Raw genomic sequence first — 24,730 nt, 5'->3', positions numbered from 1 at the left:
TGTAAACTATATCTGTGTCAGATACAGTTTTGGGGCGTGGATCACACGAGATCGATCGCTACTCTGATCGCGTGCCCACTGCGGAAGAACCATCGAGATCACTCATCGCTGCGGCGTTCGAATTGCGTCGAGCGCTGCGTGAATACATGGATACGTCGGGTACCGACGCGACTTTGCCAGAGGCACAATCCGAGGTACTTCACGATGTCGCGCACCATCCCGGCACTCGCATCGGGGCCGTGGCCGATCGCCTCTCCAGACGCCCGAACACCGTCAGCACGCTGGTGCGCATCCTCTCCGACAAGGACCTGATCGAGCGGCGACCCGATCCCACAGACGGCCGGGTGAGCACGCTTTTCGTGAAGGACGAGCGAAGCGCGCGCCGGGACCGTCGGTCCGAACTACGCATCGGCGTCCTGGCCCAAGAACTGACAGCCCTCGACGAAGGTGACCTCGACACATTGACCACTGCCATCGGCATCCTCGACCGAGTCAATCGATCACTGCGAGTTCACGCACCGCGATGATGCCACTCAGGTGACTTTCCCACTCTTCTCGTAGACGTCGGCAAAACGCCTCATCTGCTCCGTGATGCCCGTCAGGCTGTACCCCGTACGCAGTTCTACCGAGGCAACCTGGCCCGAAACCACAGCCGGAAGCCTGGTGAACGTCGGCGAATTGAGCTCCGGTGCGTCAAACCACGTCGGCGGAATCAGGAGGAGATCGGCCGGAAAGACGCCCGGCTCTTCCCAACTCGCTGATGCCCAGAAACCGTCCTCGCTGTCCAGCTTCGCGAATTCGACGCCCATCGTTTCGAGAATACTTCCGAGCGGAGTCCATCCCGGCACCGCATAGTCAAGGCTCGACTCCAACGGAATCACGTATGCAACAGAGATATTCGTTCGCGATGTGGCCAATTCACGCACCCGGTCACCGAGCGCACTCAACTCTTCCCGTTTTGCCGCGTAGACCGGCGAGGTGTCGGTGCCGCCGATACCCTGGACCAACGAACTGAAGCTGTCCAACGCTGCTTGCGCCCCGTCGGTGATCTTGACACCTGCAATGGGAGCAACCTCTTCGACGCGAGCGATATCGTCGCCCCAGATGCTGCCGAAGTTTCCGCCGTTGTACGAACTCCAGATGTCGATGACCAGATCCGGGTCCACTGCCAGGAGTTTCTCGGCACTGATATCTGTGTCGGTCTCGCTGACATGGGCAATTCCACTGAAGTCGAATGCACTCAACGTTGATTCGTCCAGCCTGGAAAAGCCGATGATGCCGACCGGCACGACGCCGTATTCGAGTAGCACCGGCGCGGTGTCCGCCGTCGCCACAATGCGTTCGGGGATCTTGTCGAGTGAAATCTGCTGACCACGCGCATCGACATACGTCCACGCATCACCGTCGGACTTCGCGTCGGTCGTCGAGGTGCCACATGCTGCCAGCACCGTCGAAAGTGCCACTGCCACAGCCATGAAGATGGCCCTGCTACCGCGTTTCGAACGCGTCGCAACAAAATCGATCACTTCTGCCCCATGCTGTCGAGCGAGTTTCGGGAAACTCCCGAACCCGGAAAGTAAAGTAAGCCTCGCCTACATGGCTAACGGTAGAGCGGATCAGGGGATGACGCAATCGCGGAGTTTTGTCAAAGAATGTCGAAATCGGATCAACGATCCGCGTTCTTTCGAAATGCCATCGGCGTGACACCGGTGGACTGTTTGAAAGCGGCGACGAAACTACTGGGCGTCGAGTATCCGATCTGCTCTGCCACGTCGGCGACCGCAACACCTTGGCCGAGTAGGGACATCGCCACGTTCATCCGAAGCAGCACTCGCCACTGGCCGAAACTCACGCCGGTGTCCACCTTGAACCGACGAGCCAAAGTGCTGGTGCTGACGCCGATCTCGTTCGCCCAGTCTCCGAAACTGCGTGGGTCCTCCGGATGAGACAACAGGTCGCGTGCAATCCGCCCGACCGGGCCCGAATCGGGGATCTTCATCGCTCCGCGCTCGTCGCCGGGAGCGACGAGGTCGAAGAACACTCGCTCGGCGCGGCGCCTCGCGTCGTCCGACATCTCGCGAGCACTCAGATGCAGAAACAACTCGTAGAGTAGCGGCGTGCCGTGTACCGCAACCGGGTGATCACCGAGCGAAGGCCCCTGCCCTACAGCGCAATACACCGTCAGGAACTGCGCACCCGCGGCAACGCGCACCGAGTGTCGATGCAGTGCCGGTATCCACAGCCCTCGTCCCGGCAACAACGTCCACATCTGGGCGCCCGAGCGAACAACCACAATGCCGGAACGCGGGAACAGAATCTCGTTCGATCGGTGCGCGTGGGTTTCCCATGTCACCGGTTGATCAGCACTCGACGCACCACCCCACAGAACCAAATCTTCGGGCTCGTCGTCTAATTCGTGTTCGGATACCACCAGCTCGTCGCTCGACGGCACGCCCCACCGGAGCCAATCACCGTCGACCTCGGATTTTGTCCGCCTCACGTCTACATCCCTGGATCGACCGTCGTCTGTCCAGGTGACTGTAACCGCTACCCACGCAGAGCAGGTGCGGCAGGAAGTTGATCCCACCGCACCTGACCCCGAGTCGCCGCTCTAGTTCATGTCGTTCGCAATGATGTTCTCGATATTCCGTTCGGCCAGAGCGGTGATGGTGACAAACGGATTGACTCCGACATTGCCCGGAACGAGGGATCCGTCCATGACGTACAGTCCCGGGTACTCCGGCAGACGACCGTAGCCGTCGGTCGCCTTGCCAAGCACACAACCGCCGAGGGGGTGGTACGTCAACTGGTCGCCCCACGTCTGGACCGGACCGAAGAGGTCGGTCCGGTAGATCGTGCCTTCCTTCTTGTTGATCTTGTCGAAGAGTTTCTTCGCCATGTCGATCGACGGCTGGTTCTGCGAGCGCTGCCAATTCAAACCGACTTTGCCTGTTGCCGAGTTGAATTGGAACTGAGCACGTTGCGGATTCTTGGCAATCGCCAAGTACAGGCTGACCCACAGTTCGGTACCGGCTGGGAAGGGCGCGATTTCCGCGAACACAGGAGCAGATGCGTCGGCCCAGTTGTCGATACCCATCACGGGGATCGCCGACTGCTTCGCGCCGGTGGCGTCCCACATGTGATTGGCGCGACCCACCATCACGTTGCCGTTGTGCCCCCATTCCTGCCCAACCGCACCTGGCAAATTCGCCAGCTGCCCTTGTGCTTTCATCGCGACCAGGAGCTTACTGGTACCGATACTGCCGGCCGCGAAGAAGACCTTGTCCGCGGTCACCGTCTTGGTGCCGACGGTGTTGCCCTGCTCGTTGATCTGGTTCATCACCACTTGATATCCACCACCGGTCGCGGCCGGCGCAACCGAGGTCACGACGTGCAGCGCCGAGATCGTGAGCTTGCCGGTGGCGGATGCCGCAGCGAGGTACGTCTTGTCCAGAGACTTCTTTCCCGCGTTGTTGCCGTAGATGACCTCACTCACCAGGGCAGACTTGGTGACCTGACCCGCAGCTTCCTGCTTCATGTAGTTGAAGTCGTAAACATTCGGCACGAATGTTGTTGTGTAACCGGATCTCTCAGCGGTCTTTCGGCCGGTTCGTGCAAACTTGTAGTACTCGGTCGACTCGAACCAGGCCGGGTCGATGTTGTTGACTCCGAGCGCAGCGTTGGCCCGCGGGAAGTACGTCGAGTACATCTCGTTGGAATCGACCCCGGGCAGGATCTCTTCGAAGTAGTTGCGCTTGGGTGTGACGGCCATGCCGCCGTTGACCAGCGACCCGCCGCCGACCCCTCGGCCTTGGTAGACCTTGATCCCGCCGAAGTCCTCGGCGTCGAGAACGCCGACGTAGCGGCTGATGTTCTTGTCCACCGAGCCGCCGGAGAAGTGTGAAACCGGTTGAACTGTACGGTCTCTGAGCCAGAAGGAACGTCCGTCCGGTGAGAGCATCGGGCAGAAGACCTTGCCGTCGGACCCCGGTGTGGTCCACGACTTCCCCATCTCGACCATGTGTGTGTCGATGCCGGCCTGCGTCAGCCGAAGAGCCGCAACGGCTCCGCCGTATCCGCTGCCGATCACGAGCGCAGGGACACGGTCTCCGTCGCTCAATGCTCGCCTGGGCGCAGCGGCGGCCGTAGTCCACGAGGACGAGAGCGCAGCGGCGCCCACAGCTAATCCTGTTGCTGCCAAGAAGTTTCTACGCGAGAGCGTGGAATTGGTACGTGCGTGCCGTTCGTTGGATCCAGCGCGAATGCTCAAGTGTGCCCTTCTCTTTCCGTGACCCCCGCGCTGAGATATACCGGGAGAAACCGAACGAGAAGTCCATACTCGTGGGTAACTTCGAGGAACCGTTGATTTTCCATGAAAAGGGCCGATGAACAGAAAGTTCACCGGCCCTCCGAAAGAACGAGTCAGGGAAGAGAGATGCGCCCCTCGACGGCGCCGAGTCCGATGTCCGTGCGGAAATGACCGCCGGGAAGCTTGACGTCGGCGATCTTTGCGTAGGCGTCGTCACGCGCTTCGGTCAGATCCTTGCCCACTCCGACAACACTCAGCACACGCCCGCCGGCCGAGACGACGGCTCCGTCTTCACGCTTTTTGGTACCGGCATGCAGGACTCCGTCGGCGTCGGCTCCGGTGATCACGTCGCCGGTGCGGGGGGTCGCCGGGTAGTTCTCGGCAGCAATCACGACCGTGACAGCGGAACCGTCGCGCCACTGCAACGGACCGACCGAATCGAGTGTTCCGTTCGATGCCGCATTGAGTAGACCGCCCAGCGGCGTTTCGAGGAGAGCAAGCACGGCCTGAGTTTCGGGGTCACCGAATCGGCAGTTGAATTCGACGACGGCCGGGCCGTCGACACCGATCGCGAGACCGGCGTAGAGAAGGCCGGAGAAACTGCTACCGCGTGCGACCAACTCGGCAGCGACGGGCTTGACGACGTCGTCGACGATCTGCGTGACCATCTCGTCGGGCAGCCACGGCAAGGGTGTGTACGCGCCCATGCCGCCGGTGTTGGGTCCGGAGTCTCCGTCGCCGACGCGCTTGTGGTCCTGAGCCGGGAGCAGTGGGATCACAGTTTCACCGTCGACGAGGCAGAAGAGCGAAACTTCGGGACCGTCGAGGAAGGATTCGAGAAGAACCGGGTGCCCGGTCTCGAGCAGTTCAGCGGCATGATCGCGCGCGGCGAGACGATCCGTCGTGACGACTACGCCCTTGCCCGCGGCCAGCCCGTCATCCTTGACCACCCAGTTGGGACCGAAGCGGTCGAGTGCTTCGTCGAGCTTGGCCGGATTGTCGACGATCTCGCTGTGAGCGGTCTTGACGCCGGCGACAGCCATCACGTCCTTGGCGAAAGCCTTCGATCCCTCGATGCGGGCGGCGTCGGCCGAAGGCCCGAAGCAGGCGATACCTGCTGCGCGCACCGCGTCTGCGACGCCGAGGACCAGCGGAACCTCGGGTCCGATGACGACGAGGTCGGCTTCGACCTTCTGGGCCAGCGCGGTAACCGCGTCACCAGAGGCGACGTCGACGGGGTGCTGCTCGGCGATTTTTGCGATCCCGGCATTGCCAGGCGCGCAGATCAGGGCCGTGACACCTGGATCGCGAGCAAGAGAGAGAAGGAGGGCATGTTCACGGGCTCCGGAGCCGATTACTAGTACGCGCACGGGGAACAGACTACGGCCTGCGATAACAGCGCTCTCGGAGTGCCACTGACGGGGCCAAGGTCCCAGCGTTCGACCTTTGTGCGAAATATCCGTTTCGAGATGAGATCATATGAATACCTGAATAGGTGAACAGATGTTTTCGGACACCTGTCCACCAAGGAAAGGACACCCGTGAAACTCCATAAACCAGGCGTTCTGACGCTCACCGCAACCGCCGCAATCGGCGCACTTCTGATCACGTCGTGCAGTAGCCCGACTGGTACCGACTCCTCGGGCAACAACGACGGCCTGGTCTTGGCCGACGGCTACGAACTGGGCGGCTACAACCCGGTCGCAGGGTTCGGCGCTGCCGGTGAGGCCAAGATGTACGACGGTCTCGTCCGGCTCACCGGAGGCACCGGTATGCCGGGATTCGAGCCGTCTCTGGCCGCGGAGATGCCCACTGCCAACGCCGACGCGACAGTCTGGACGGTCAAACTCCGCGACGGCGTCACCTTCTCCGACGGATCGACCTTCGACGCCGCCGACGTGGTTGCCACGTACAAGGCGATCCTCGATCCCGCTTCCGCCTCCGAAGCGCGGTCGTCGTACGACATGATCAGCGACGTCGTGGCCGTCGACGACAGCACAGTCGAGTTCCGCCTCGCCTACTCGTATGCCCCACTGCTGACGAAGATGCTGATCGGCATGGTTCCATCGGAGTCCCTCGCGACACCCGGGCTTGCCGCCGAATCGCCGTTGAACACCGCACCGGTTGGTACGGGTCCGTACACACTCGTCGACCTCTCACCGGATCGAGCGGTCTTCGAGGCGAACGAGAACTACTGGGACGGTGCGCCGGAGATCAAGAAGCTCACTCTCCTCTATGTTCCTGACGACAACACCCGCGCCCAACGTATGGCGTCCGGCGAGATCGACGGAACCAATCTCCCTCCACTGCTTGCCAATACGTTCTCAGGCAAGGACAACATGTCCGTGACGGCCCATCAGTCAGCAGACTGGCGCGGGCTCTCACTCCCGACGAACAATCCCGTGGCAGGCGACAAAGCCGTGCGGATGGCGCTCAACCTCGCCGCCAATCGCCAGTCGATGATCGACAACGTCCTTGGCGGACACGGCCGCGTCGCCGCCACTCCGATCCCCGAGGTCTACGGCGATTCGTACAACCCGAACGCAACCTTCGCCTACGACCCGACCCAGGCCGAGCGAATACTCACCGAAGCGGGCTGGATCGAAGGTGCCGACGGAATCCGTTCGAAAGACGGTCAGCGGGCACAGTTCACGATCATGTACAACTCCGTCGACACCGTTCGACGCGATCTCGCTCAGGCATTTGCCTCCGACGCTCTCGCTGTCGGCATCGAGGTGGACCTCGAAGCACTCTCCTGGGACCGCATAGACCCTCGCATCAACCAGGATTCGACGCTTCTCGGTGGCGGCGACGAACCTTTCGACCCCGACACACAGGCGTACGACGCGCTGAACTCGAAGTACATCGCGCCCGGGGTCGGCAGCATCTACGACAACGCCAGTGACTACTCCAATCCAGCAGTCGACGCAGGCTTGGAAGTAGGACGCCGCAGCCTGGATCAGGCAACGCGTGATGCCGCGTATCGCGACGTACAGCAGGCGTACGTCGAAGATCCCGGGTTTGTCATCCTCGTGTTCCTCGACCATACGTACGTGTCGAAGGATTCCGACTGGCAGATGTCCGGACCGGTACTCGAACCACACTCACACGGTGTGACCTGGGGTCCATGGTGGTCACTGCAGACGTGGGCCCGAGGGCAATGACAGCGGTCGACGTTCGGCCAGACGCGGGGCCGACACGGGGCCACCGTGACAACTCCCGCCGAAAGGCCATCCTCACGATGGTCGGTCGGCGGGTGTTGTTCATCGTGCCGGTCATCGCCGTGGTGTCCGCGGGACTCTTTGCCGCCGCCGCGATCTCACCGTTCGATCCACTGGTCGGCTACCTCGGCACGCGATACATGACGACAAGCGACGCGGACAAAGCGTTGATCGCCGACCAGATGGGTTTCGACAACCCCTGGTACAGCACGTACTGGAATTGGCTCCAGGGTGTGTTCACCGGCGATCTCGGGATCTCCAGATCGTTCAATCAGCCTGTTTCCCAAGTCATCTTCGAACGTCTGCCATGGACCTTGCTGCTGGTCGGGATCTCACTCCTCATCGCGATTCTCGCCTCGCTGACACTCGGTGTTCTCGCCGGAATCCGCAGTGGAGGATTCCTGGACAAGACCGTGTCCGGGCTGAGCGTCGTGGTCCAAGGACTTCCGCCGTTTGTCTTGTCGCTGGGTGCCATCGCGCTCTTCGCGTTGACTCTCGGCTGGCTCCCGGTCGCCGGACTGACCGACGGGGGCGCCGATCCCACACCGGGACAGGTGATCCGGCACTTGGTCCTACCGGTGACGGTGCTCGCCATTTCGCAAATGCCGTGGCTCCTACTTGCCGTCCGAGAGTCCGTCGTGGGTTCGAAGAGTGAGGGATTTGTCGCCGGCGCGGTAGCACGCGGTATCCCGACGCCGACCATCACGAAGCGCCACATACTGCCCACATCACTGGCACCTTTCGTCAACATCGTCGGCGTGCGGTTGCCCGAGCTGATAGTCGGGGCAGTGCTGGTGGAAGAGGTGTTCAGTTGGCCGGGGATCGCCGGCGCCATCGTGTCGTCTGCGCGAGACCTAGACATGGCACTGCTCGCGTTCCTCACCGTCGGTACGACATTGACGGTCATGCTCGGCTCACTGCTTGCCGACGTGCTGGTTGCAGTGCTCGACCCGAGAGTAGGTACCGATGGCTGAACGACGCTTCAAGATCGCCCTCGGCGTGCTGATCCTCGTTGCGCTGTACGCGGCGTTGGTCCCATGGTTGGCCGACGTCGACGACCGAGTCACAGACTTCTCGGCGGCTCGCCTGGCTCCGTCGTTCGATCACCCGTTCGGAACTGACTCGGCGGGCCGAGATCTATTCGTGCGCATAGCTGCAGGCATCAGAACCTCGCTTCTGATCGCACTCGCCTGCGCGCTGCTCGCCACGGTGATCGGCGTCGCCGTCGGCACTACGGCCGGACTGGTCGGCGGCTGGGTGGACAGGTTCGTCATGCGCGGCACCGATGCCGTCAACGCACTCCCCCACCTGTTGCTCGGCATCGTGATCGTCGCGATGTTCCGTGGAAGCATTGCCGCCATCGTGCTTTCGATCGCACTGACCCACTGGACCCAAGTGGCCCGGATCATCCGCTCCGAGATCTTGAGTCTGCGGGAGCGTCCCTACATCGACGCCGCCATTCTCGCGGGAGCAAGTCGACGTCACGTGATCATGCGCCACCTCGTGCCGGCGACCGCGCCACAGGCCTTGATCGCAGTCGTTCTCCTGCTGCCCCATGCCGTCTGGCACGAATCGACATTATCCTTCCTGGGTTTCGGTCTTCCCCCGCACAAACCCAGTCTCGGGACGCTCCTCGAAGAGGCACGCAGTTCTCTACTCCTCGGCGGTTGGTGGACACTTGCATTCCCCGCCGCAGTCCTCGTGATCGCCACCGTCGCTGTTGCAGTTGCCGGTTCGGCCCTGCGGTCGATGCTCACGCCCCCTCGACCTTCGGAGTTACGACTGTGAAACGCGGCCTACGCATCAAATCCCTCACCGTCAGGATCCCTTTGCCCGGAGGATCCGTAGTCCACGCTGCGAGCGACATCGACCTCGACGTTCCAGCCGGCACGGTGACCGCGCTTGTCGGCGAATCCGGGTGTGGCAAGTCGATCATCGCCACCTCGGTCATGAACATGTTGCCGCCGAATGCTTCTCGAACAGGAACGGTCACCGTCGGTACAGCGGACCTCGAGTTCGACGTCTTCTCCGGCACCGCGTTCCGTGGGCGTCACGTGGCTCTCGTTCCACAATCCGCCGCAACACATCTCACCCCCGTCCGGACTGCGCGATCGCAGCTACAGGAGACGATCGACGCACTCGGCAGCGACCACACTTGCGACGCCTTGGCACTTCGCGTCGGACTCGAACCGTCGGCCCTGGACTGTTACCCGCACGAACTGTCGGGCGGCATGGCGCAACGCGTTGCCATTGCCGGTGCGCTGGCCGGGGATCCATCGGTGATCGTCGCAGACGAACCCACCGCCAACCTCGACCGCGAACTCACCGACCACGTCATGGGATTACTTCGAGAGTGCGCTGACTCCGGGGCGGCTGTCCTGCTCATCACCCATGACCTTGCATCACTCACCCGCAGCGATGTCGCGGATCGACTTGCCGTCATGTACGCATCACGCATCATGGAAACCGGTCCGGCGGCTCTGGTGTTCCACGATCCGCTTCACGACTACACCCGAGACCTGCTCGGCGCCTTGCCATCCCGAGGCTTGACTCCTATGCCCGGATCACCACCGCAACTCACCGATCTCCCCGACGACTGCGTCTATCACCTACGACGCCCGGAGTCGAAACAATCCGGTGGCCCGACCGAACTGGTCACACTGGGTGACCGCACGTACCGAACACTGCGGAAGGTGAGCTGACATGAGTCTGCAAGCTCTGGGAATCACCAGCGGTTACCACCGGAACCGACCGGTGCTCGAGAACGTCTCGCTCGAAATTCCGCCGGGAAGGCTGATCGGCCTGACCGGGCCTTCTGGCACCGGAAAATCAACACTTGCAAGGATTCTCGCCTCGTTGGATTCACCGTGGTCAGGCGAGGTGCGAATCGACGGATCACCCGTCGTGGGTACCAAATTCTCGGTATCCGCGGCACTGCGCGGGACGGTGGCCATGCTGTTTCAGTCACCTCGCGCATCAACCGACCCTCGGCAGACGCTCGCCTCGATCATCGGTCAACCCGGCGATATTGCCGGTAGGACAATCGATGTGGTCGCACTGGCAGCAGAAGTGGGCCTCACTCCCGATCTCTTGTCCCGTAGACCCCACCAGGTGAGCGACGGCCAACTGCAGCGCGCCTGTCTAGCGAGATCGCTGGCGCAACAACCGAAATACCTCATCTGTGACGAGGCGACGGCGATGCTCGACGCCGCCACGACGGCCGCGCTCATTCGGTTGATCGAGAGTCGCGCCACCGAAACCGGCGTCGGCGTATTACTCATCAGCCATGATCGCGAATTGCTCGGCGCCTGCTGCGACGTGGTCCACGACCTCGACGGCATTCGCGCTTAGAGCGTGTTGCCAATCCTGATCCGGTAGTTCACGGACGAGTGTTTATGCGTTTTGCGTGATGCGATTTCGGATGAGGCGGGGGAGGTGATCGGTCCGTTGCTCCCGAAGGTGAAGGCGACCGGTCAACCGCCCGTAGATCGGCGCACGGTGTTCGAACCGACTGCGTGGCGGTTCCGGACGGGAGCGCGCTCCACCGACTCTCCTGCAACACTCGCAACTCTGCCTGGGATCCTTTCTTGCCGCCTGCACCAACGAGGCGCTTACTGATCAAACGGCGCCGTGAACGACACTGGTTTGCCGGTGGCGCGCGCGTACGCGATCTCTCGGCGCGTGGACTCGCCAATGTATCCGCGTGGGTTGACGACCAGCACCCGATCAGCCAGGTCGATCTTGCGCAGGTGAAGCGCGTCGAGCAGCGTTTTCTGCTCGACAGAGATCGCCTCGTCTGCTTCGCCCGGCGCGACGACGATCACGCCTGCGAACGTCAGGTCGCGGTTCGCCTCCCGCATCTCTTCAGCGAATCGCACAGAGCCGCAAATACAGACAATCTCAGGTCGATCAGGCACGCTTCATTCTCTCATCGACCCGAGGACGCACGGCCATACCAGTCTCATCTGCCACCTCGAGCAACACACCCCAGCCCAACAAAATTGACGCTTGACTCGAACGCGTGTTCGAGTATTGTTTTGGGTGGGGATCGGGGGATTCAATGAGTGTCTATCTGTCGGACGTGGTTTCGGGTTCTGCGGTAGGGTTGCGCGGACGCCTGTGGCAGCTGTCTGCTTCTGAGTTGCGTGCTGCCGCTATCGAGGCGAGTGCGGAGATTCTTCGTCTCGAGGCTGTTCGTGTGGCGGTGGTGGACGAACTCTCGATGCGTCCTGATGATCAGGTGATTGCCAGCCGCGGGGTGGGTTGCTGGTTGGCGGCAAACACGATGCTGCAGGTTCGGGACGGGAAGAAGATCGCCGCCCTCGGTGCAGCGCTACGCCCGTTTCCGGCAGTGGCGGCCCGATTCGATTGCGGGGACTGCTCCTTCGATCATGCCGTGTTGATCGTGGCGTTCTGCGAATCACCACCAAAGGGCATGCCTGACGAAGCGCTACCGAAGTGCATCGATTTGTTGTTGGCTGCCGCTTCCGGAGTGGAGGCGACGACCACGAAGGTGCGGAGTGTTATCGCGACCTTGGAGCGAATCTTCGAGTCCGATGAGATTCCACCCGCCGAGGATGTGGATCGGAACGACTTGCGGATCGCGTCGACGTTGAACGGCCGGGTGGTGGTGCGCGGCGATTTCGACGCCCTCACCGGCGAAATGCTGCTCTCCGCCCTGTCGAATCTGACGATGCCCACCCCGGCACCCGATGGAACCCCGGATTCTCGGTCGGCAGCGAAGCGGACCGCGGACGGGTTCACCGAACTGATCCGGCGTTACCTGGACTGCGCCAAAACTGGCACCGATGGCGGCCAACGCCCGCACGTGAACGTGCACATCAACGCCCGCGATCTGGCGGAGCACCGGGACTGCGCCGCAACACCAACTGATGGTGGAGCGACTGTGTCGGATCTCGATGTCGGGCACATGCCCTGGCTCGGACCACTGTCCGTATCGCAGACCAGACTCCTCGGATGCGACTGCTTCCTCTCCACTGTTCTGCTCGACGATCACGGCGCGCCGCTCGATGCGAAACCCGGGAAACGGTTGGTCACCGCGGAGCAGCGAGTAGCGTTGATCGCCCGGGACAAAGGTTGCGCGTTCCCCGGCTGCACGTGCGTGCCCGCGTGGACGGATGCGCACCATATCCGGCACTGGGCGAACGGCGGCCCGACGGTGATGAACAACCTTGTCCTGCTGTGCCGTTCACATCATCGATTGATGCACCGCAAAGCCGGGTTCGTCGGGAAGTGGGTGATCCGCATCGGGGTCGACAACAAACCGTGGTTCATCCCGCCGCCCTCGATCGACCCGCAGCAGCACCCGCGGCCGGCGAACACCACCTTCAAAACCTGAGGACGAACCTCAGACATACAACTTCACGCCAGGTCCGCATCGGGGGGGAGCACCTCCGATGCGGACCTGGCGTGCGTTCATGTTGGTCAGCCCCCAACCGTCAAGTCGTAGAGGGTTACTCCGTCCACCGTTGTGGCGGTGAAGTTTTCGGTCACCCACGTCGAGATCGCGGTAGCGGTACCTTCGGCGTTCATACCGCCACCCATCCCACCGCCGGCGATGAAGAAGTGAATCTTGCCCTCTGACACGTACTGCTGGAACTGCGCGAGCGTCGGGGACGGATCACTCCCGTTGAACCCTCCGATAGCCATGACCGGTGACTGCGTCGCAAGCTGATAGCCCGATGCGCTGTTGGACCCGATTGCCGCGGCTACCCACGTGAACTGGTCGGAGTTCTCTTCGAGTGTGGACACGACCGCGGCTCCCGGTGTGCTGCCCTGAAGCAAACCACCGGCGGCGCCGCCGCCCATTGCGCCCCGCGTTCCGTCGGTGGCCGATGTGGTGGTACCCGGAGCTGTTGCACCACCGGGCGTCTGACCCATTCCGGCAGGGGGCGTTCCCGGCGTTCCGGTCCCTGCCCCGTCAGTCCGACGGTTACCGCCGTCAGCCATGCCGCCAAATCCTCCGAATCCTCCGCGGCCACCGCCGGGCCCGCCCATTCCACCTTCGACGCTCGGTCCGGCCGAAACTATGGAACCGGTATGCGGAGTGTTGATCGTGTCGATCGCGTACGCAGTCGGACCCGCCAGACCGGTGAAGATCGCCGCGAGGATCACTGCCACAGCCAATCGACCTCGCGTCACTGCAGGAATCAGCACTGCCACGGCAGTGACGATGCCGACGACCAGAATCGCCCAGCGAAGCCACGGTACGAACGAAGGCGAGCGTCCGAGCAGTACCCACGCCATCGCGACGGTTGCCGCCAACGACACTGCCAGAACGAGGCGAACCCAGAGGACGTCACGATGACGCCAAGCGAATACGGATCCTGAACCGATCAGTGCGGCGATCGCCGGCGCCAGCGCAACGGTGTAGTAAGCGTGGAAGATTCCCGCCATGAAACTGAAGGTCAATCCGGTCACCAACAGCCACAGTCCCCAGACGATGAATGACGCGCGCTGTGTGTCAGCGCGGGGAGCCCTGCCTCGCAGCACGATTCCAGCCACCAGAAGTATCAGTGCAGCAGGAATCAACCAGGCAATCTGTCCGCCCTGGGCAGATTCGAACAGTCGGGTAATGCCGGTACTCCCCCACATACCGCCACCGGCGCCACCACCTGGTGCCATGCCTCCCGCTGCCATACCGCCTGCGGCCTCGCCCATTCCGGGGAAGCCTCCCGCAGCAGCACCGGCCGCAGCATCACCAGCACCGCGCATTCCGCCGCCGCCGACGCTTCCGGTCTCGTTGCCGCTCAAGCGTCCGAGCCCGTTGTAGCCGAGTGTCAGTTCGAGAATCGAATTGTTCTGCGAACCACCGATCCACGGACGTGAGTCGGCCGGCCACAGTTCGACGATTGCCAACCACCATCCGGCGGAGACGATCAGTCCGCCCAGTGCCGCGAACAGTTGGAGTACGCGCTTACCCAGTTTCGGCGGTCCGGCGATCAGATAGGTGAGCGCCAGCGGTGGAACTACCAACATGACCTGTAATTGCTTTGTCAGGAAACCGAATCCGCAGAAGATACCGACCAACACCAGCCAGCGGGTGCGACCGTCCTGCACGGCGCGCATCATCGCCCACACTGCTGCGATCATCAGGAGCACCAGCAGGGCATCCGGGTTGTTGAACCGGAACATCAGCGCCGCTACGGGTGTGAGCGCAAGTACCAAGCCGGCGAGGAGGCCGGCGGCCGCACCGAAATACCGTCGAACCGTTCCCCACAACAGCGCAACCGATCCGACCCCGAGGAGTGCCTGCGGCACCAACATCGCCCAGGAATTGAGTCCGAAGATGCGAACCGACAGCGACATCAACCACAGGGACATCGGTGGCTTGTCGACGGTGATCGAGTTGGCAGCATCCGACGAACCGAAGAAGAAGGCCTTCCACGACACCGAACCTGCTTGGACCGCAGCAGCATAGAAGGAGTTGGCCCATCCGGACGCGCCCAGGCCCCAGATGTAGGCCACTCCGGTGCCCACCAACAACACTCCGAGCGCCCACGGTTCCCAGCGCACCTGACGCTGCGGTTCCGGCGCAGGCAGCGGCGCGGCGAGTGTCTCTGCAGTGGCGGTCATCGATTGGCTCCTACGGATTGTGCAGTGCGAAAAACCCAGCGCAGCGCGATGAATCGGCTCACTGTGGCAACAAGATTGGCAATGACGAGTACGGCAAGCTCCACGTGCTTGGACGCGTCGGGCGCCATGACGTCGAGAACGAACAACGATCCGCTGGTGAGCAGTAGACCGAACCCGAACACGAGCAGCCCCTGCATCTGGTGACGGGCGGATCCTTCCGACCCGCGGATCCCGAAGGTGAAGGCTCGATTGGCGGCGGTGTTGAACACTGCCGTCACCAGCAATGAGACGGCATTGGCCCACTGCGCCCCCATCACCGAGTGCAGTGCGAGGTAGAGCAGCGCGTACGCGAGTGTCGAAATGACTCCCACCACGGCAAAGCGCGAGAGCTGCCCGACCATTCCTCGCGGAACTCCGGGAACCAGTGGTTCACGTCCGAAACTCGCCCTGAGCTCGGCCAAGGGAAGGGAACCGGTCGACAGTGCTCGCCCGACGCGGACCACACCTTTGAGGTCGGCAACTGCGGTGGCAATGATGTCCACCCGACTGTCCGGATCGTCCACCCAGTCGACGGGGACCTCGTGAATCCGCATGCCCGCTCGCTCGGCCAGCACAAGCAATTCGGTGTCGAAGAACCACCCGGTGTCCTCCACCAGCGGAAGTAGTTGCCGCGCAACATCGACTCGCATGGCTTTGAACCCGCACTGGGCGTCGGAGAAGCGAGCATGCAGTGCGCTTCGGAGGATGAGGTTGTAGCTACGTGAGATGAACTCACGCTTGGGGCCACGTACCACGCGCGACGAACGTGCCAACCGGGAACCGATGGCGATGTCCGAGTGGCCGGAGAGCAGCGGAGCAATCAACGGCATCAGGGCATTGAGATCGGTGGAGAGGTCGACGTCCATGTACGCGACCACGTCGGCATCGGAGTCGCTCCACACCTGCCGCAGTGCTCGACCACGGCCCTTCGCATCCAGGTGGACGACCCGGACGTCGTCGAATTCTTCGGCGAGGGAACGCGCGAGCGCCAACGTGCCGTCGACACTGGCGTTGTCCGCGATGGTAATTCGTGCAGAGAATGGCACCTGTGTGCGTAAATGCCGGCGCAGGCGCCGCACGCACGTCTCCAGGCCTGCCTCTTCGTTGTATACCGGGACGACCACGTCCAGCACTACAGTCGTCGCGGAAAGCTCCCCTGCGTCCGTGCTGCCCGCGGTCTGCATGGCTTCTGTCGTCATGCGTCCTAGATTTGTCGGGCCGGCTCCGACGAACCTGCGTCCAGCCTGGGAGTTTCCTGGCAACCGGACGCGGGCTAATCTCGGGGTATGCCTTCAGTCTTCAGCGCCATCATCAACGGAGATCTACCAGGACGTTTCGTGTGGGAGGACGACGACGTTGTCGCGTTCCTGACCATCGCGCCGGTAACGCAGGGCCACGTACTCGTGGTACCGCGAGCCGAGGTCGATCAGTGGCAGGACGTGGATCCTGAACTCTTTGCCAAGGTCACCGCGGTTGCCCGCACCCTGGGTCAGGCTGCGCGGAAGGCGTTCGACGCGCCTCGGGCGGGCCTCCTCGTCGCAGGTCTGGAAGTTCCGCATCTTCACGTTCATGTCTTCCCCGCATACGACATGGGGAACTTCGACATCAGTGGCGCCGATACTTCGCCGTCACCCGAATCTCTCGACGAGGCACAGACCAAACTCAAGTCGGCGCTACGCGACCTCGGCTTCGAGACAACTGTCTCGACTCGTTGATCGCGTACCTTCGACCGAATTTCGCTGGCCGATAGCTGGACTCCCCGCCSCAGCCTCCAACGGAGGTTGCGGCGGTCGCATCTGTCGCTCCTACCGACCGTGACCTGCGATTGCACACCGAACAGTCCGTTTCGCGCTGTCGCGCGAGCACGAGATTCGCTGCTACCGTGGGGCGCTGGTCCGGGACCTAGGGCCCTAAAACTGGTTCACGTGTTAACAGTCGGAGGACAAGGGAGCAATGCAGGAACGTGCCAAGATCAGTCGCCGACAGATTCTTCAAGGCGCTGCTGATCGGTTCGAAGTCACGGGGTACGGCAGCACGAGCATGAATGACATCGTGTCCGCGGCGCAGATGACCAAGGGCGCGGTCTATTTCCACTTCTCGTCCAAAGACGAATTGGCTCAGGCGGTCATTGAAGAACAGCACCAGATGTCGATCACTGCCTTCACCGCAGTTGCAGCCACAGGCGCGCCGGCACTGGAACAGCTCGTCATGGTGTGCCACGAGATGGGCCGCCAACTCGTCGCGGACCCGATTGTTCGTGCGGGAGTCCGACTTACCCTCGAATTGGCCTCTGCCGACGGTTCGCAAGGCCCGTACGTCGTGTGGATCCGCGAGCTTCGAAAACTGGCCGAGGCCGCGAAGCTCGAAGGCGACATCCGCGACGACGTGGAGCCGGAATCGGTGGGTCGCGTGGCGATCTCGGCATTCACCGGCGTTCAACTGGTTTCGAACGTGCTCACCAGACGAAGCGATTTGAACGACCGTATCGACGAATTGTTCACCATCCTGTTGGCAGGCGTGGTCTCGGACAAGCGTCGGACCGACGTCGCCGAACTGGTCGGACGTCGCCTCGAAACTTATGCGTCCTGACCCCCGGAACACCCCTGCCCCCGGAACACCCTGACAATCGGTTGATTCGGCGTATCAGCACCGAACCGTGCGCCAACCTTCGTCGATTCGTACAAGACCCCCCGTCGTCGACTCACTATCGTCAGATCCACGAATAACCCAGATATACGGATACCGACGAAAGGGCTTCTCGAATGACCGAAACCGCCACGTACGTTGAGAGCGCACAGCAGGAGATCGCTGTTGTACTCGCCGAAGCGAAGACCGATGCGTTCGTCCACGCACGCGACATCGATTCCGGCGAAGAGTTCGGCTACGGCGCTGACGAAGGTGTCATCCTCGCCTCCGTTTTCAAGATTCCTGTTGTACTGCAGTACGCCCGTGAAGTTGCGGCCGGCACCCTTGATCCGACCGAGCACGCCACGGTGACCGCCGAGTTCCGCTCCGGCGGCATCGGTATCGGCGGCTGCGCCGACGACGTCACCGCAAGCTGGCGAGATCTCGCTCTGCTCATGATGAGCTTCAGCGACAACGCCGCCACGGATTTCTTGTACGAACGCCTCGGACTCGACAACATCGTCGCAACGCTGCGCGGGCTCGGTTTGGAGAAGACCAACTTGGTCCGTGACTGCCGTGGTCTGTTCAAATCGGTCTACGACGACCTCGGTGTCGACAAGGGCACCTTGCTGGAAATGCCGCCCATCGAAATTCTTCGGACAATTTCCGTCATGGATCCGGCCCGCTCCAACTCCAGCACTCCTCGTGAGATCACAATGTTGCTGGCTGCAATCTGGAGGGACGAAGCCGGCCCCGCATCAGCCTGTGAAGAAGTCCGAACCATCATGAGCAAGCAGGTCTGGCCGCATCGCCTTTCGTCCGGTTTCCCCGACGAGGTCACTGTCGCCGCCAAGACCGGAACGCTGGGATTGGTACGAAACGAAGCCGGCGTCGTGGCGTACCCGGACGGCAAGCGTTACGCCGTCGGTGTCTTCACCAAGTCCCACGAGCTCACCCACCGCGCCCCGAAGATCGACGCCTCCATCGGAACCGTCGGCCGCATCGCTGTCGAAGCACTTCGCAACAACAGCTGATCTGAACCCACTGACAAAGAATGCGGGTCGCGCTGAGAAATCAGTGCGACCCGCATTTTTCGGCTTTCGAGCTAGCGTGGACCGCGCAGACGAAGATGCACCATCAACCGGAAGCGGACGTTGGGATCGTCCAGATCCAACGCGGCCATACCCTTCAACTTGCTGAGACGATACCGAAAGGTGTTGGGGTGTACGTGCAATGACGCCGCGGCGTCACCGACGTCACCGAAGGCGTTGAGCCACGCATCGAGCGTGTCGACGAACGAGGTCGCGTGCGCTGCGTCGTGGCTGGCGATCGCCTCGATGGGTCCGAGGTCCGAGAACCCTTCGGCTGCAGCTTCCGACGCGATCTCCAACAGGATGGCATCGACGTGGACGCTACTGAAGGTGGCGACGCTGCCCGACGCTCGTCCCGCCAACAACACTTCGAGGGCATGTTCGGCGTCGCGCTTCGATCGGCTCAGCTGCGCCGGTCTGGTCACGACCCGGCCGATCCCGATGATCGTGTCGCCGGACGCTCCGGTTCGGTCCAGGAAGTCCGAGGCCACACGGAACGCCTGTAGCTCGGCTTCTGCCGGGGAATGCCCTCGCACCGACAGCACCGCGTAGCCGGTTCCGTTGACCAGAGCCGCAGCCGACTGCGAATGGACCGCGCCCAGGTGCATGGCCAGAGCGTCGGTCAGCCGCACCACGTGGGCTGCGTCGTCCGGCTTCGACGATCCTTCGAAAGACCTGCGGCCCAATGCCATCACGAGTGCGGGACCGGTCCCGAGGCCGAGGCGATTCATCGCATCGACCGCACCGGACCCACCGTCGAGAAGGGTTGCGATCAGGTCTGCGCGCAGTCGACGCTCGGCGTCGGCGCCGCCGCGCAACCGCAACATCTGCAGTGCAATCAACCCGGCCGAATCGCGCAGTGCACGCATCCGGTCCTCGGACATCGGCTCACCGGTTGCCACCCACATGGAGCCGAGGAACTCGTCGCCGGCTCTGATGGACACCGCGATACGACCCATTTTCGTACCGAGGGTCTCGGCCGAAACCCACACCGGATCATCGCTGCGATAGAGCCGGTCGAAGACTCCCGCTTCTTCGAGCACTCGAATGTACTGGTCAGGAACTTGGCGCTCCAGAACGGTCGCGATACGTGGACCGTCACCTTCTTCCTGACGTCCGGAGAAGGCGATGACCCGTGAGCTTCGGTCCTCGATCGTGATCGGCGCATCCAGAAGTGCGCTGACGGCGTTGGCGAAAGCGAACAGATCGCCGGCCGGTCCACCTCCGCGCGAGTGGATGTGCCCGACTTCGTTCCGTGCCGAGAGCACCGAATGAAGCAGGCTTGTGAGCTGAACCCACGAAACTCCACGCGCCAAGGTCAATACGACAACGCCGGAGGCGATGATGGATTCACGGTCGGCATCGCTGACCTCGGTGGTCACTCGCGCGACCACCACGCGTACTCCGCGCTCGGCCAGGCCGGCCACGGACTCCGCGATACGTTCGCCTCCGGTGATGCCGACGAGCAGCACCATGGAGTCCGGTGTCGAGGGTGAGTCGTCGTCGGGGTCGTGAATGACCACCGAGGCGATCTCCTGGACCGCCTCCGGGTCGCCGACAACCGGGTTCAGCACCGTAGTTCCCACGTCTTCGAGAAGCCGCACCAAACTGATGCGAGGTCGTACGGTGCCCACGTCTATCACTCCTTCGTCCTGTGAACGAAGTGTGTCATAGTGATTCGTCAAAGCCGATCCATGCCGATCCATTCGACCGACGTGGTGATTGCTTCGAGCAGGTCAGGGATCGGTTCGACGCCGATGCCCGGCCCTTCCGGAACCTTCACGTAACCGTTGTCGAGTACGAACGGCTCGGTGATGTCTTCGGCGAAGTACCGGTCGGAAGCCGACGTATCGCCTGGTAGGACAAATCCGGGGAGCGCGGCAAGGGCGACGTTGGCAGCCCTGCCGATTCCGGTCTCGAGCATTCCGCCGCACCACACGGCAATTCCGTTGGCCTTGCAGACGTCGTGGATACGACGCGATTCCAGATAACCGCCCACACGTCCCGGTTTGATGTTCACCACGCTGCACGCACCGATTGCCAGAGCGTCGGCGGTGACCTTCGCGGAGGTGATCGACTCGTCGAGGCAGACCGGCGTCCGCATCATCTCGGCCAGCCTGGCGTGGCCACGCAGTTCCTCTTCGGGAAGCGGCTGCTCGATCAGCAGGAGGTCGAAGTCGTCGAGCCGCTGGAGATGGCGCGCGTCAGCCAGGGTGTACGCCGTGTTCGCGTCGACCTGGAGGAGTACGTCGTCGCCGAACCTCTCGCGGACTGCGCGAACCGGCTCGATGTCCCAGCCCGGTTCGATCTTCAGTTTGATGCGCAGGTATCCGGCGTCGAGGAACCCGCCTACCTCTTCGAGCAGTTCGTCGATCGAATTCTTGATACCCACCGAAACACCCGCGGGTACGCGATCGACTACTGCACCCAGGTACGAAGACATGCTCGTCCCGGCGGCCCGTAACTCGGCGTCGAGAAATGCGGTTTCCAGTGCCGCTTTGGCCATGGGGTGTCCGGCGAACTGTTCCATCGCCGCGCTCAGGGCATGCACGTCGGGATCGGTGAGTTCGCCCAGAGACGGAATCAGGAACTTACGAAGGACTTCGGCGGCGCCGTCCGTGTATTCGGAGCAGTAGCGAGGCTCGGACATCGCAACGCACTCGCCCCAGCCCGCCGACTCCGAGGTGACCACCTTGACGAACAACACGTCCTTGGTGGTCTCCGTGCCGAACGAGGTTCGGAACGGCGCCTTCAACGGCATTGCTGCCCGGCGTAATTCAACTCCGTCGATCTTCACGATGTAACCTCCGCTGTTGTCCTGCCTGCCTGTGTTCCCGGCGCACGGTCCAGTACATATTTTCCGGTCCTGGTGACTGCGAGAACCACTCCGTTCTCGGCGAGCACACCCCCCAGAGTCTCGCGGACTGCCAGGCGCCAGTCGTTCGCTGCCGCCGGGTCCGACTTACGCAGTGTGTACACGTCATTCGGTGTAGCCACCGTGACGAAACGATTCTTGGTCGACTTCAACACGGGCAGGCCGGCTTCGGAGATCGACAACAGTTCGCTCGCTCCCAACGACTCGGGAGTCGGGACCTCTCCCGAACCGGCGACGACGTCGGAAACCTTGCTGCTACCGATTTCCCAGTCGATCAGCAATCGGTCGCTGTCTGCGCCGCCGTTGAGACTGTCGTTCATCGGCGCGTAGAAACGCGGCAGATACTGGATCGGGAACGCACCGAGTTTCGAGACGTTGAAGTAGGCATTGCGAGCGACGAGCGGGTCGAAAGTCCACCGCACGTGGAGAATTCCTCGCTCCAGTGCCCACGCTCGCTGGAACAGTTTCAACGCGAGGCCGATGTGCCCGTTCTGCACGTTCGGCAGGATCCCCGTGATGTGTGAATGCAACGAACGATGTTGCGGTTCCTCGAAGAATGCAACCGAGCCGCCGATCAGATCTCCGCCACGAAAAGCGCCGGCGACGTAGTTACCGGAGTGCGCGAGCGCTTTCATCATGTCCCGATGGACGGGAGGGTTGCCGCTCTCCGGCTGCCATACCTTCTCGAACAGACCGAATACCTGTTCCAACTCGGCATGCCCGGTGACGGTTTCGATAGTCACACATGCAAGCAGAGCGGCTTGCTCGGCCTGGCTGATTGCTTGCCGCATCCGTGAAGGCGATACACCTCCGAATGGTTGAACGGTCTTGCGTTGGACATTGTTCGGCGACGTCATCGTCACAGTCCTCCCTCCAGGATTCGAGTCACCAGACCGGCCAACAAGGTGGCGCGCGGGATCATCTGATCTATCTCTACGTGTTCTGTCGCTGCGTGGGCACCACCGCCGACGGCACCGAGGCCGTCCAACGTGGGAGTTCCGACTGCGGCAGTGAAATTTCCGTCCGACGCACCGCCGACTGCGCAGTCGCGAAGCATTCCCAACCCGCTCTCACTGCTGACCTGGTGAGCGAGAAAGTACAGCTTCTCCGAAGACACTGATTCCAGTGGTCCGCGGTTGGGTCCTCCGGACACCGAAATTCGGCTTTCGGCCAGCGCCGGTGTCAGCGCACGGATCGAACGGTCGATGCGTTCCTGCTCCTTCGCGGACCACATGCGAACGTCACACCACAGTTGCGCTTGCGCTGCAACGGTATTGGTCGTGGTTCCGCCACTGATCACGGACGGCACCACCGACGTTCCCGCCGCCGGGTCCGCGAGCTCCACCACGGCCTGAATCTGATGTGCGAGCTCAACTACGGCGTTCACACCTCGCTCCGGTTCCAGTCCGGCGTGTGCAGCGCGTCCCTCGATGTCGACGCAGTACAGCGACATACCCTTGCGCGCGGTCTTCACCGCGCCGTCGGCGGCGGCCTCGAGTACCAGCACAGCGTCGACCTGACGGGCTTGCTCCTCGATCAGTGCGCGTGAGGTCGGGGAGCCGATTTCCTCGTCGGAATTGAGGAGCACGACCACCCCGTCGAGCGACGGAAGCGATGCGAGCGCATGGAAGAGCTGGACGATGCCGGCCTTCATGTCGAAGACTCCGGGTCCGGTGGCGATATTGTCGGTGACCGACCAGGGCAACTCCGCGAGCGTTCCGAGCGGCCAGACGGTGTCGAAATGGCCCAGGAGCATCACCTTCGGCTCCGCGCCGAACGACCAACGCAAGTGCTGGCGTCCGTCGATACGGATACGTTCGGGGGCGCTTCCGAGATGGCGTTCGCCGATGTCGGCCACCACGTCCGCACATGCATCGACTGCGCCGAGGTCGGAACTGGGCGACTCGGCGGTTACCAGCGCCGCCAGGTCCGCCACCATTGATTTCTTGTCCACTCCGACGCTCTCCTGTCACCGACTTGCAACTTCGCAGTCAAGCTTGGTCGAAGCGACCCTGTCGGATCTTGTCCAAGACTCCTGTCCTTCGGGCTCGGATTCGTCGTGTGTCACGAACAGCTGGGTGTGACAAGCAACTGTGTGTCATCAAGCAGGTGTGTCAGGTACCGATCTCGGTTCGGGCGGCAAACAGCTCAGGGAAGAAGCTCAACTCCAGCGCACGTTGCAGGAACCCGGCACCACCACTCGAACCGCCGGTCCCCTTCTTCATGCCGATCACCCGCAGCACGGTCCGAAGATGCCGGAACCGCCACAGCTGAAAGCTCTCCTCGAGGTCGACCAACTCCTCGAATGCCTCGTACGCCGTCCAGTGCTGTTCGACGTTCTCGTAGATTGCCTTGACCAGCGGAATCAGCTCGTCGTTTCGCACGTAGGGCGCGCTGACGTCTCGTTCGAGAGCCGACGCCGGAACGTCGTAACCCTGCCTGGACAGGTACCGCCAGAACTCGTCGTACAGCGTCGGCTCTCCGAGCAGGGTCTCCAACAATCGATGGGCGGACGGATCCGATTCGAACACCTTCAGCATGCCGGCGTTCTTGTTCCCGAGCACGAATTCCACGGCGCGGTACTGGTACGACTGGAACCCCGACGAGTTGCCGAGAACGCCCCTGAACTCCGCATACTCCGCCGGCGTCAGTGTCGCCAACACGGACCACTGTTCGGTCAGAGTGGCCTGGATGTGTTTGACGCGTGCGATCCGCTTGAATGCGACCCGAATGTCGTCGGCAGCGATCGCTGCTCTGGCCGCCCGTATCTCGTGGAGAAACAGCTTGAGCCACAACTCGCTGGTCTGGTGCTGAATGATGAACAAGAGTTCGTCGTGGTGTTCCGGCTCACTCACCGGATGCTGCGAATCCAGGAGGGTATCGAGTCCGAGGTAGGCCCCGTAACTCATCTTCTCGGAAAAATCGGTGACGACGTCGTCTTCGATCTTCCGTGTGCCGTCCGTTGCCGACATCT

Annotated in this window: 22 protein-coding genes; 10 read left to right on the top strand and 12 right to left on the bottom strand. The window is 62.3% G+C overall.

Annotation, left to right across the window (positions count from 1 at the left end):
* Positions 1-14 precede the first annotated feature (14 nt).
* Positions 15-527 carry a MarR family winged helix-turn-helix transcriptional regulator gene (locus AC1DWA_RS03525; RefSeq protein ID WP_477916467.1) on the top strand — a complete coding sequence of 171 codons (513 nt, stop codon included), beginning with the start codon at positions 15-17 and terminating at the stop codon, positions 525-527.
* Positions 528-533: 6 nt separating this feature from the next.
* Here AC1DWA_RS03525 and AC1DWA_RS03520 read toward each other — a convergent pair whose 3' ends face one another.
* From AC1DWA_RS03520 to purD, 4 genes are all read right to left on the bottom strand, one after another.
* A complete protein-coding gene (locus AC1DWA_RS03520; protein WP_477846314.1) occupies positions 534-1,475 on the bottom strand; it encodes a substrate-binding domain-containing protein in 942 nt (313 codons plus the stop codon).
* Between the two features lie 191 nt (positions 1,476-1,666).
* The gene (locus tag AC1DWA_RS03515) at positions 1,667-2,500 is read right to left on the bottom strand and encodes a helix-turn-helix domain-containing protein (RefSeq protein ID WP_477846315.1); all 834 of its coding nucleotides are present in this window, start codon (positions 2,498-2,500) and stop codon (positions 1,667-1,669) included.
* A gap of 111 nt (positions 2,501-2,611) precedes the next feature.
* The gene (locus AC1DWA_RS03510) at positions 2,612-4,270 is read right to left on the bottom strand and encodes a GMC oxidoreductase (protein ID WP_029254543.1); all 1,659 of its coding nucleotides are present in this window, start codon (positions 4,268-4,270) and stop codon (positions 2,612-2,614) included.
* A 152-nt stretch (positions 4,271-4,422) separates the two neighbouring features.
* Complete coding sequence (gene purD, locus AC1DWA_RS03505) at positions 4,423-5,679, bottom strand: phosphoribosylamine--glycine ligase (RefSeq protein WP_020968538.1); 1,257 nt, start codon at positions 5,677-5,679, stop codon at positions 4,423-4,425.
* A 171-nt stretch (positions 5,680-5,850) separates the two neighbouring features.
* Here purD and AC1DWA_RS03500 point away from each other — a divergent pair, with 171 nt between their 5' ends.
* Genes AC1DWA_RS03500 through AC1DWA_RS03480 form a run of 5 tightly spaced genes read left to right on the top strand, consistent with a single transcriptional unit; the run spans position 5,851 to position 10,881 of the window.
* The gene (locus AC1DWA_RS03500) at positions 5,851-7,473 is read left to right on the top strand and encodes an ABC transporter substrate-binding protein (RefSeq protein ID WP_092765103.1); all 1,623 of its coding nucleotides are present in this window, start codon (positions 5,851-5,853) and stop codon (positions 7,471-7,473) included.
* Positions 7,470-8,504 (top strand): ABC transporter permease, encoded by a 1,035-nt coding sequence (locus AC1DWA_RS03495; RefSeq protein ID WP_020968536.1) that lies wholly within the window; start codon positions 7,470-7,472, stop codon positions 8,502-8,504. The genes AC1DWA_RS03500 and AC1DWA_RS03495 overlap by 4 nt, the downstream gene beginning before the upstream one ends.
* Positions 8,497-9,318 (top strand): ABC transporter permease, encoded by an 822-nt coding sequence (locus tag AC1DWA_RS03490; protein ID WP_020906350.1) that lies wholly within the window; start codon positions 8,497-8,499, stop codon positions 9,316-9,318. Before AC1DWA_RS03495 ends, AC1DWA_RS03490 begins: the two co-directional genes overlap by 8 nt.
* Complete coding sequence (locus AC1DWA_RS03485; protein ID WP_211918287.1) at positions 9,315-10,232, top strand: oligopeptide/dipeptide ABC transporter ATP-binding protein; 918 nt, start codon at positions 9,315-9,317, stop codon at positions 10,230-10,232. The genes AC1DWA_RS03490 and AC1DWA_RS03485 overlap by 4 nt, the downstream gene beginning before the upstream one ends.
* Before the next feature lies 1 nt (position 10,233).
* Positions 10,234-10,881 carry an ABC transporter ATP-binding protein gene (locus AC1DWA_RS03480; protein WP_133727656.1) on the top strand — a complete coding sequence of 216 codons (648 nt, stop codon included), beginning with the start codon at positions 10,234-10,236 and terminating at the stop codon, positions 10,879-10,881.
* A 260-nt stretch (positions 10,882-11,141) separates the two neighbouring features.
* Here AC1DWA_RS03480 and AC1DWA_RS03475 read toward each other — a convergent pair whose 3' ends face one another.
* A complete protein-coding gene (locus AC1DWA_RS03475) occupies positions 11,142-11,390 on the bottom strand; it encodes a hypothetical protein (RefSeq protein ID WP_229757029.1) in 249 nt (82 codons plus the stop codon).
* 200 nt (positions 11,391-11,590) lie between these two features.
* On the opposite strand from AC1DWA_RS03475, the gene AC1DWA_RS03470 reads away from it, so the two are divergent.
* Positions 11,591-12,889, top strand: coding sequence for an HNH endonuclease signature motif containing protein (locus AC1DWA_RS03470; protein ID WP_477846316.1), 1,299 nt, complete (start codon positions 11,591-11,593; stop codon positions 12,887-12,889).
* An 86-nt stretch (positions 12,890-12,975) separates the two neighbouring features.
* On the opposite strand, the gene AC1DWA_RS03465 is transcribed toward AC1DWA_RS03470, so the two are convergent.
* Positions 12,976-15,126, bottom strand: a complete 2,151-nt coding sequence (locus AC1DWA_RS03465; RefSeq protein WP_133727658.1) for an ArnT family glycosyltransferase — start codon at positions 15,124-15,126, stop codon at positions 12,976-12,978.
* Positions 15,123-16,364: a bifunctional glycosyltransferase family 2/GtrA family protein gene (locus AC1DWA_RS03460; RefSeq protein ID WP_070386296.1), complete on the bottom strand. Its 1,242-nt coding sequence runs from the start codon at positions 16,362-16,364 to the stop codon at positions 15,123-15,125. Before AC1DWA_RS03460 ends, AC1DWA_RS03465 begins: the two co-directional genes overlap by 4 nt.
* 87 nt (positions 16,365-16,451) lie before the next feature.
* Here AC1DWA_RS03460 and AC1DWA_RS03455 point away from each other — a divergent pair, with 87 nt between their 5' ends.
* The 3 genes from AC1DWA_RS03455 (at position 16,452) to AC1DWA_RS03445 (ending at position 18,824) form a co-directional block, all read left to right on the top strand.
* Positions 16,452-16,880 carry an HIT family protein gene (locus tag AC1DWA_RS03455; RefSeq protein WP_197941724.1) on the top strand — a complete coding sequence of 143 codons (429 nt, stop codon included), beginning with the start codon at positions 16,452-16,454 and terminating at the stop codon, positions 16,878-16,880.
* A 238-nt stretch (positions 16,881-17,118) separates the two neighbouring features.
* Positions 17,119-17,754, top strand: coding sequence for a ScbR family autoregulator-binding transcription factor (locus AC1DWA_RS03450; protein ID WP_019747034.1), 636 nt, complete (start codon positions 17,119-17,121; stop codon positions 17,752-17,754).
* Between the two features lie 173 nt (positions 17,755-17,927).
* Positions 17,928-18,824: a serine hydrolase gene (locus tag AC1DWA_RS03445; protein WP_477846317.1), complete on the top strand. Its 897-nt coding sequence runs from the start codon at positions 17,928-17,930 to the stop codon at positions 18,822-18,824.
* Positions 18,825-18,895: 71 nt separating this feature from the next.
* On the opposite strand, the gene AC1DWA_RS03440 is transcribed toward AC1DWA_RS03445, so the two are convergent.
* The 5 genes from AC1DWA_RS03440 to AC1DWA_RS03420 all read right to left on the bottom strand — a co-directional run bounded on the left by AC1DWA_RS03440 (position 18,896) and on the right by AC1DWA_RS03420 (position 24,728).
* Positions 18,896-20,515 carry a PucR family transcriptional regulator gene (locus tag AC1DWA_RS03440; RefSeq protein ID WP_477846318.1) on the bottom strand — a complete coding sequence of 540 codons (1,620 nt, stop codon included), beginning with the start codon at positions 20,513-20,515 and terminating at the stop codon, positions 18,896-18,898.
* A 47-nt stretch (positions 20,516-20,562) separates the two neighbouring features.
* On the bottom strand, positions 20,563-21,678 hold the full coding sequence (gene menC / locus AC1DWA_RS03435; protein WP_060938384.1) for an o-succinylbenzoate synthase: 1,116 nt from the start codon (positions 21,676-21,678) through the stop codon (positions 20,563-20,565).
* Positions 21,675-22,613 (bottom strand): GNAT family N-acetyltransferase, encoded by a 939-nt coding sequence (locus tag AC1DWA_RS03430; RefSeq protein ID WP_003945514.1) that lies wholly within the window; start codon positions 22,611-22,613, stop codon positions 21,675-21,677. The genes menC and AC1DWA_RS03430 overlap by 4 nt, the downstream gene beginning before the upstream one ends.
* Before the next feature lie 2 nt (positions 22,614-22,615).
* Positions 22,616-23,710, bottom strand: a complete 1,095-nt coding sequence (locus AC1DWA_RS03425; RefSeq protein WP_020968524.1) for a M20 family metallopeptidase — start codon at positions 23,708-23,710, stop codon at positions 22,616-22,618.
* 160 nt (positions 23,711-23,870) lie between these two features.
* Entirely contained in the window at positions 23,871-24,728 is an 858-nt protein-coding gene (locus AC1DWA_RS03420; RefSeq protein WP_019747028.1) for a tryptophan 2,3-dioxygenase, read from the bottom strand.
* Positions 24,729-24,730: the final 2 nt, after the last annotated feature.

The organism is Rhodococcus sp. P4_F3_2 (genome assembly GCF_056401335.1).
This window is presented reverse-complemented; position numbering and strand designations above follow the sequence as displayed.

Excerpts from the sequence above, each read along its gene's own strand:
- AC1DWA_RS03520 (WP_477846314.1), bottom strand. The coding sequence starts at position 1,475 with ATGGCTGTGGCAGTGGCACTTTCGACGGTGCTGGCAGCATGTGGCACC.
- AC1DWA_RS03495 (WP_020968536.1), top strand. The coding sequence starts at position 7,470 with ATGACAGCGGTCGACGTTCGGCCAGACGCGGGGCCGACACGGGGCCAC.
- AC1DWA_RS03490 (WP_020906350.1), top strand. The coding sequence starts at position 8,497 with ATGGCTGAACGACGCTTCAAGATCGCCCTCGGCGTGCTGATCCTCGTT.
- AC1DWA_RS03480 (WP_133727656.1), top strand. The coding sequence starts at position 10,234 with ATGAGTCTGCAAGCTCTGGGAATCACCAGCGGTTACCACCGGAACCGA.
- AC1DWA_RS03475 (WP_229757029.1), bottom strand. The coding sequence starts at position 11,390 with ATGCGGGAGGCGAACCGCGACCTGACGTTCGCAGGCGTGATCGTCGTC.
- AC1DWA_RS03470 (WP_477846316.1), top strand. The coding sequence starts at position 11,591 with ATGAGTGTCTATCTGTCGGACGTGGTTTCGGGTTCTGCGGTAGGGTTG.
- AC1DWA_RS03465 (WP_133727658.1), bottom strand. The coding sequence starts at position 15,126 with ATGACCGCCACTGCAGAGACACTCGCCGCGCCGCTGCCTGCGCCGGAA.
- AC1DWA_RS03460 (WP_070386296.1), bottom strand. The coding sequence starts at position 16,364 with ATGACGACAGAAGCCATGCAGACCGCGGGCAGCACGGACGCAGGGGAG.
- AC1DWA_RS03455 (WP_197941724.1), top strand. The coding sequence starts at position 16,452 with ATGCCTTCAGTCTTCAGCGCCATCATCAACGGAGATCTACCAGGACGT.
- AC1DWA_RS03450 (WP_019747034.1), top strand. The coding sequence starts at position 17,119 with ATGCAGGAACGTGCCAAGATCAGTCGCCGACAGATTCTTCAAGGCGCT.
- AC1DWA_RS03445 (WP_477846317.1), top strand. The coding sequence starts at position 17,928 with ATGACCGAAACCGCCACGTACGTTGAGAGCGCACAGCAGGAGATCGCT.
- AC1DWA_RS03430 (WP_003945514.1), bottom strand. The coding sequence starts at position 22,613 with ATGACGTCGCCGAACAATGTCCAACGCAAGACCGTTCAACCATTCGGA.
- AC1DWA_RS03420 (WP_019747028.1), bottom strand. The coding sequence starts at position 24,728 with ATGTCGGCAACGGACGGCACACGGAAGATCGAAGACGACGTCGTCACC.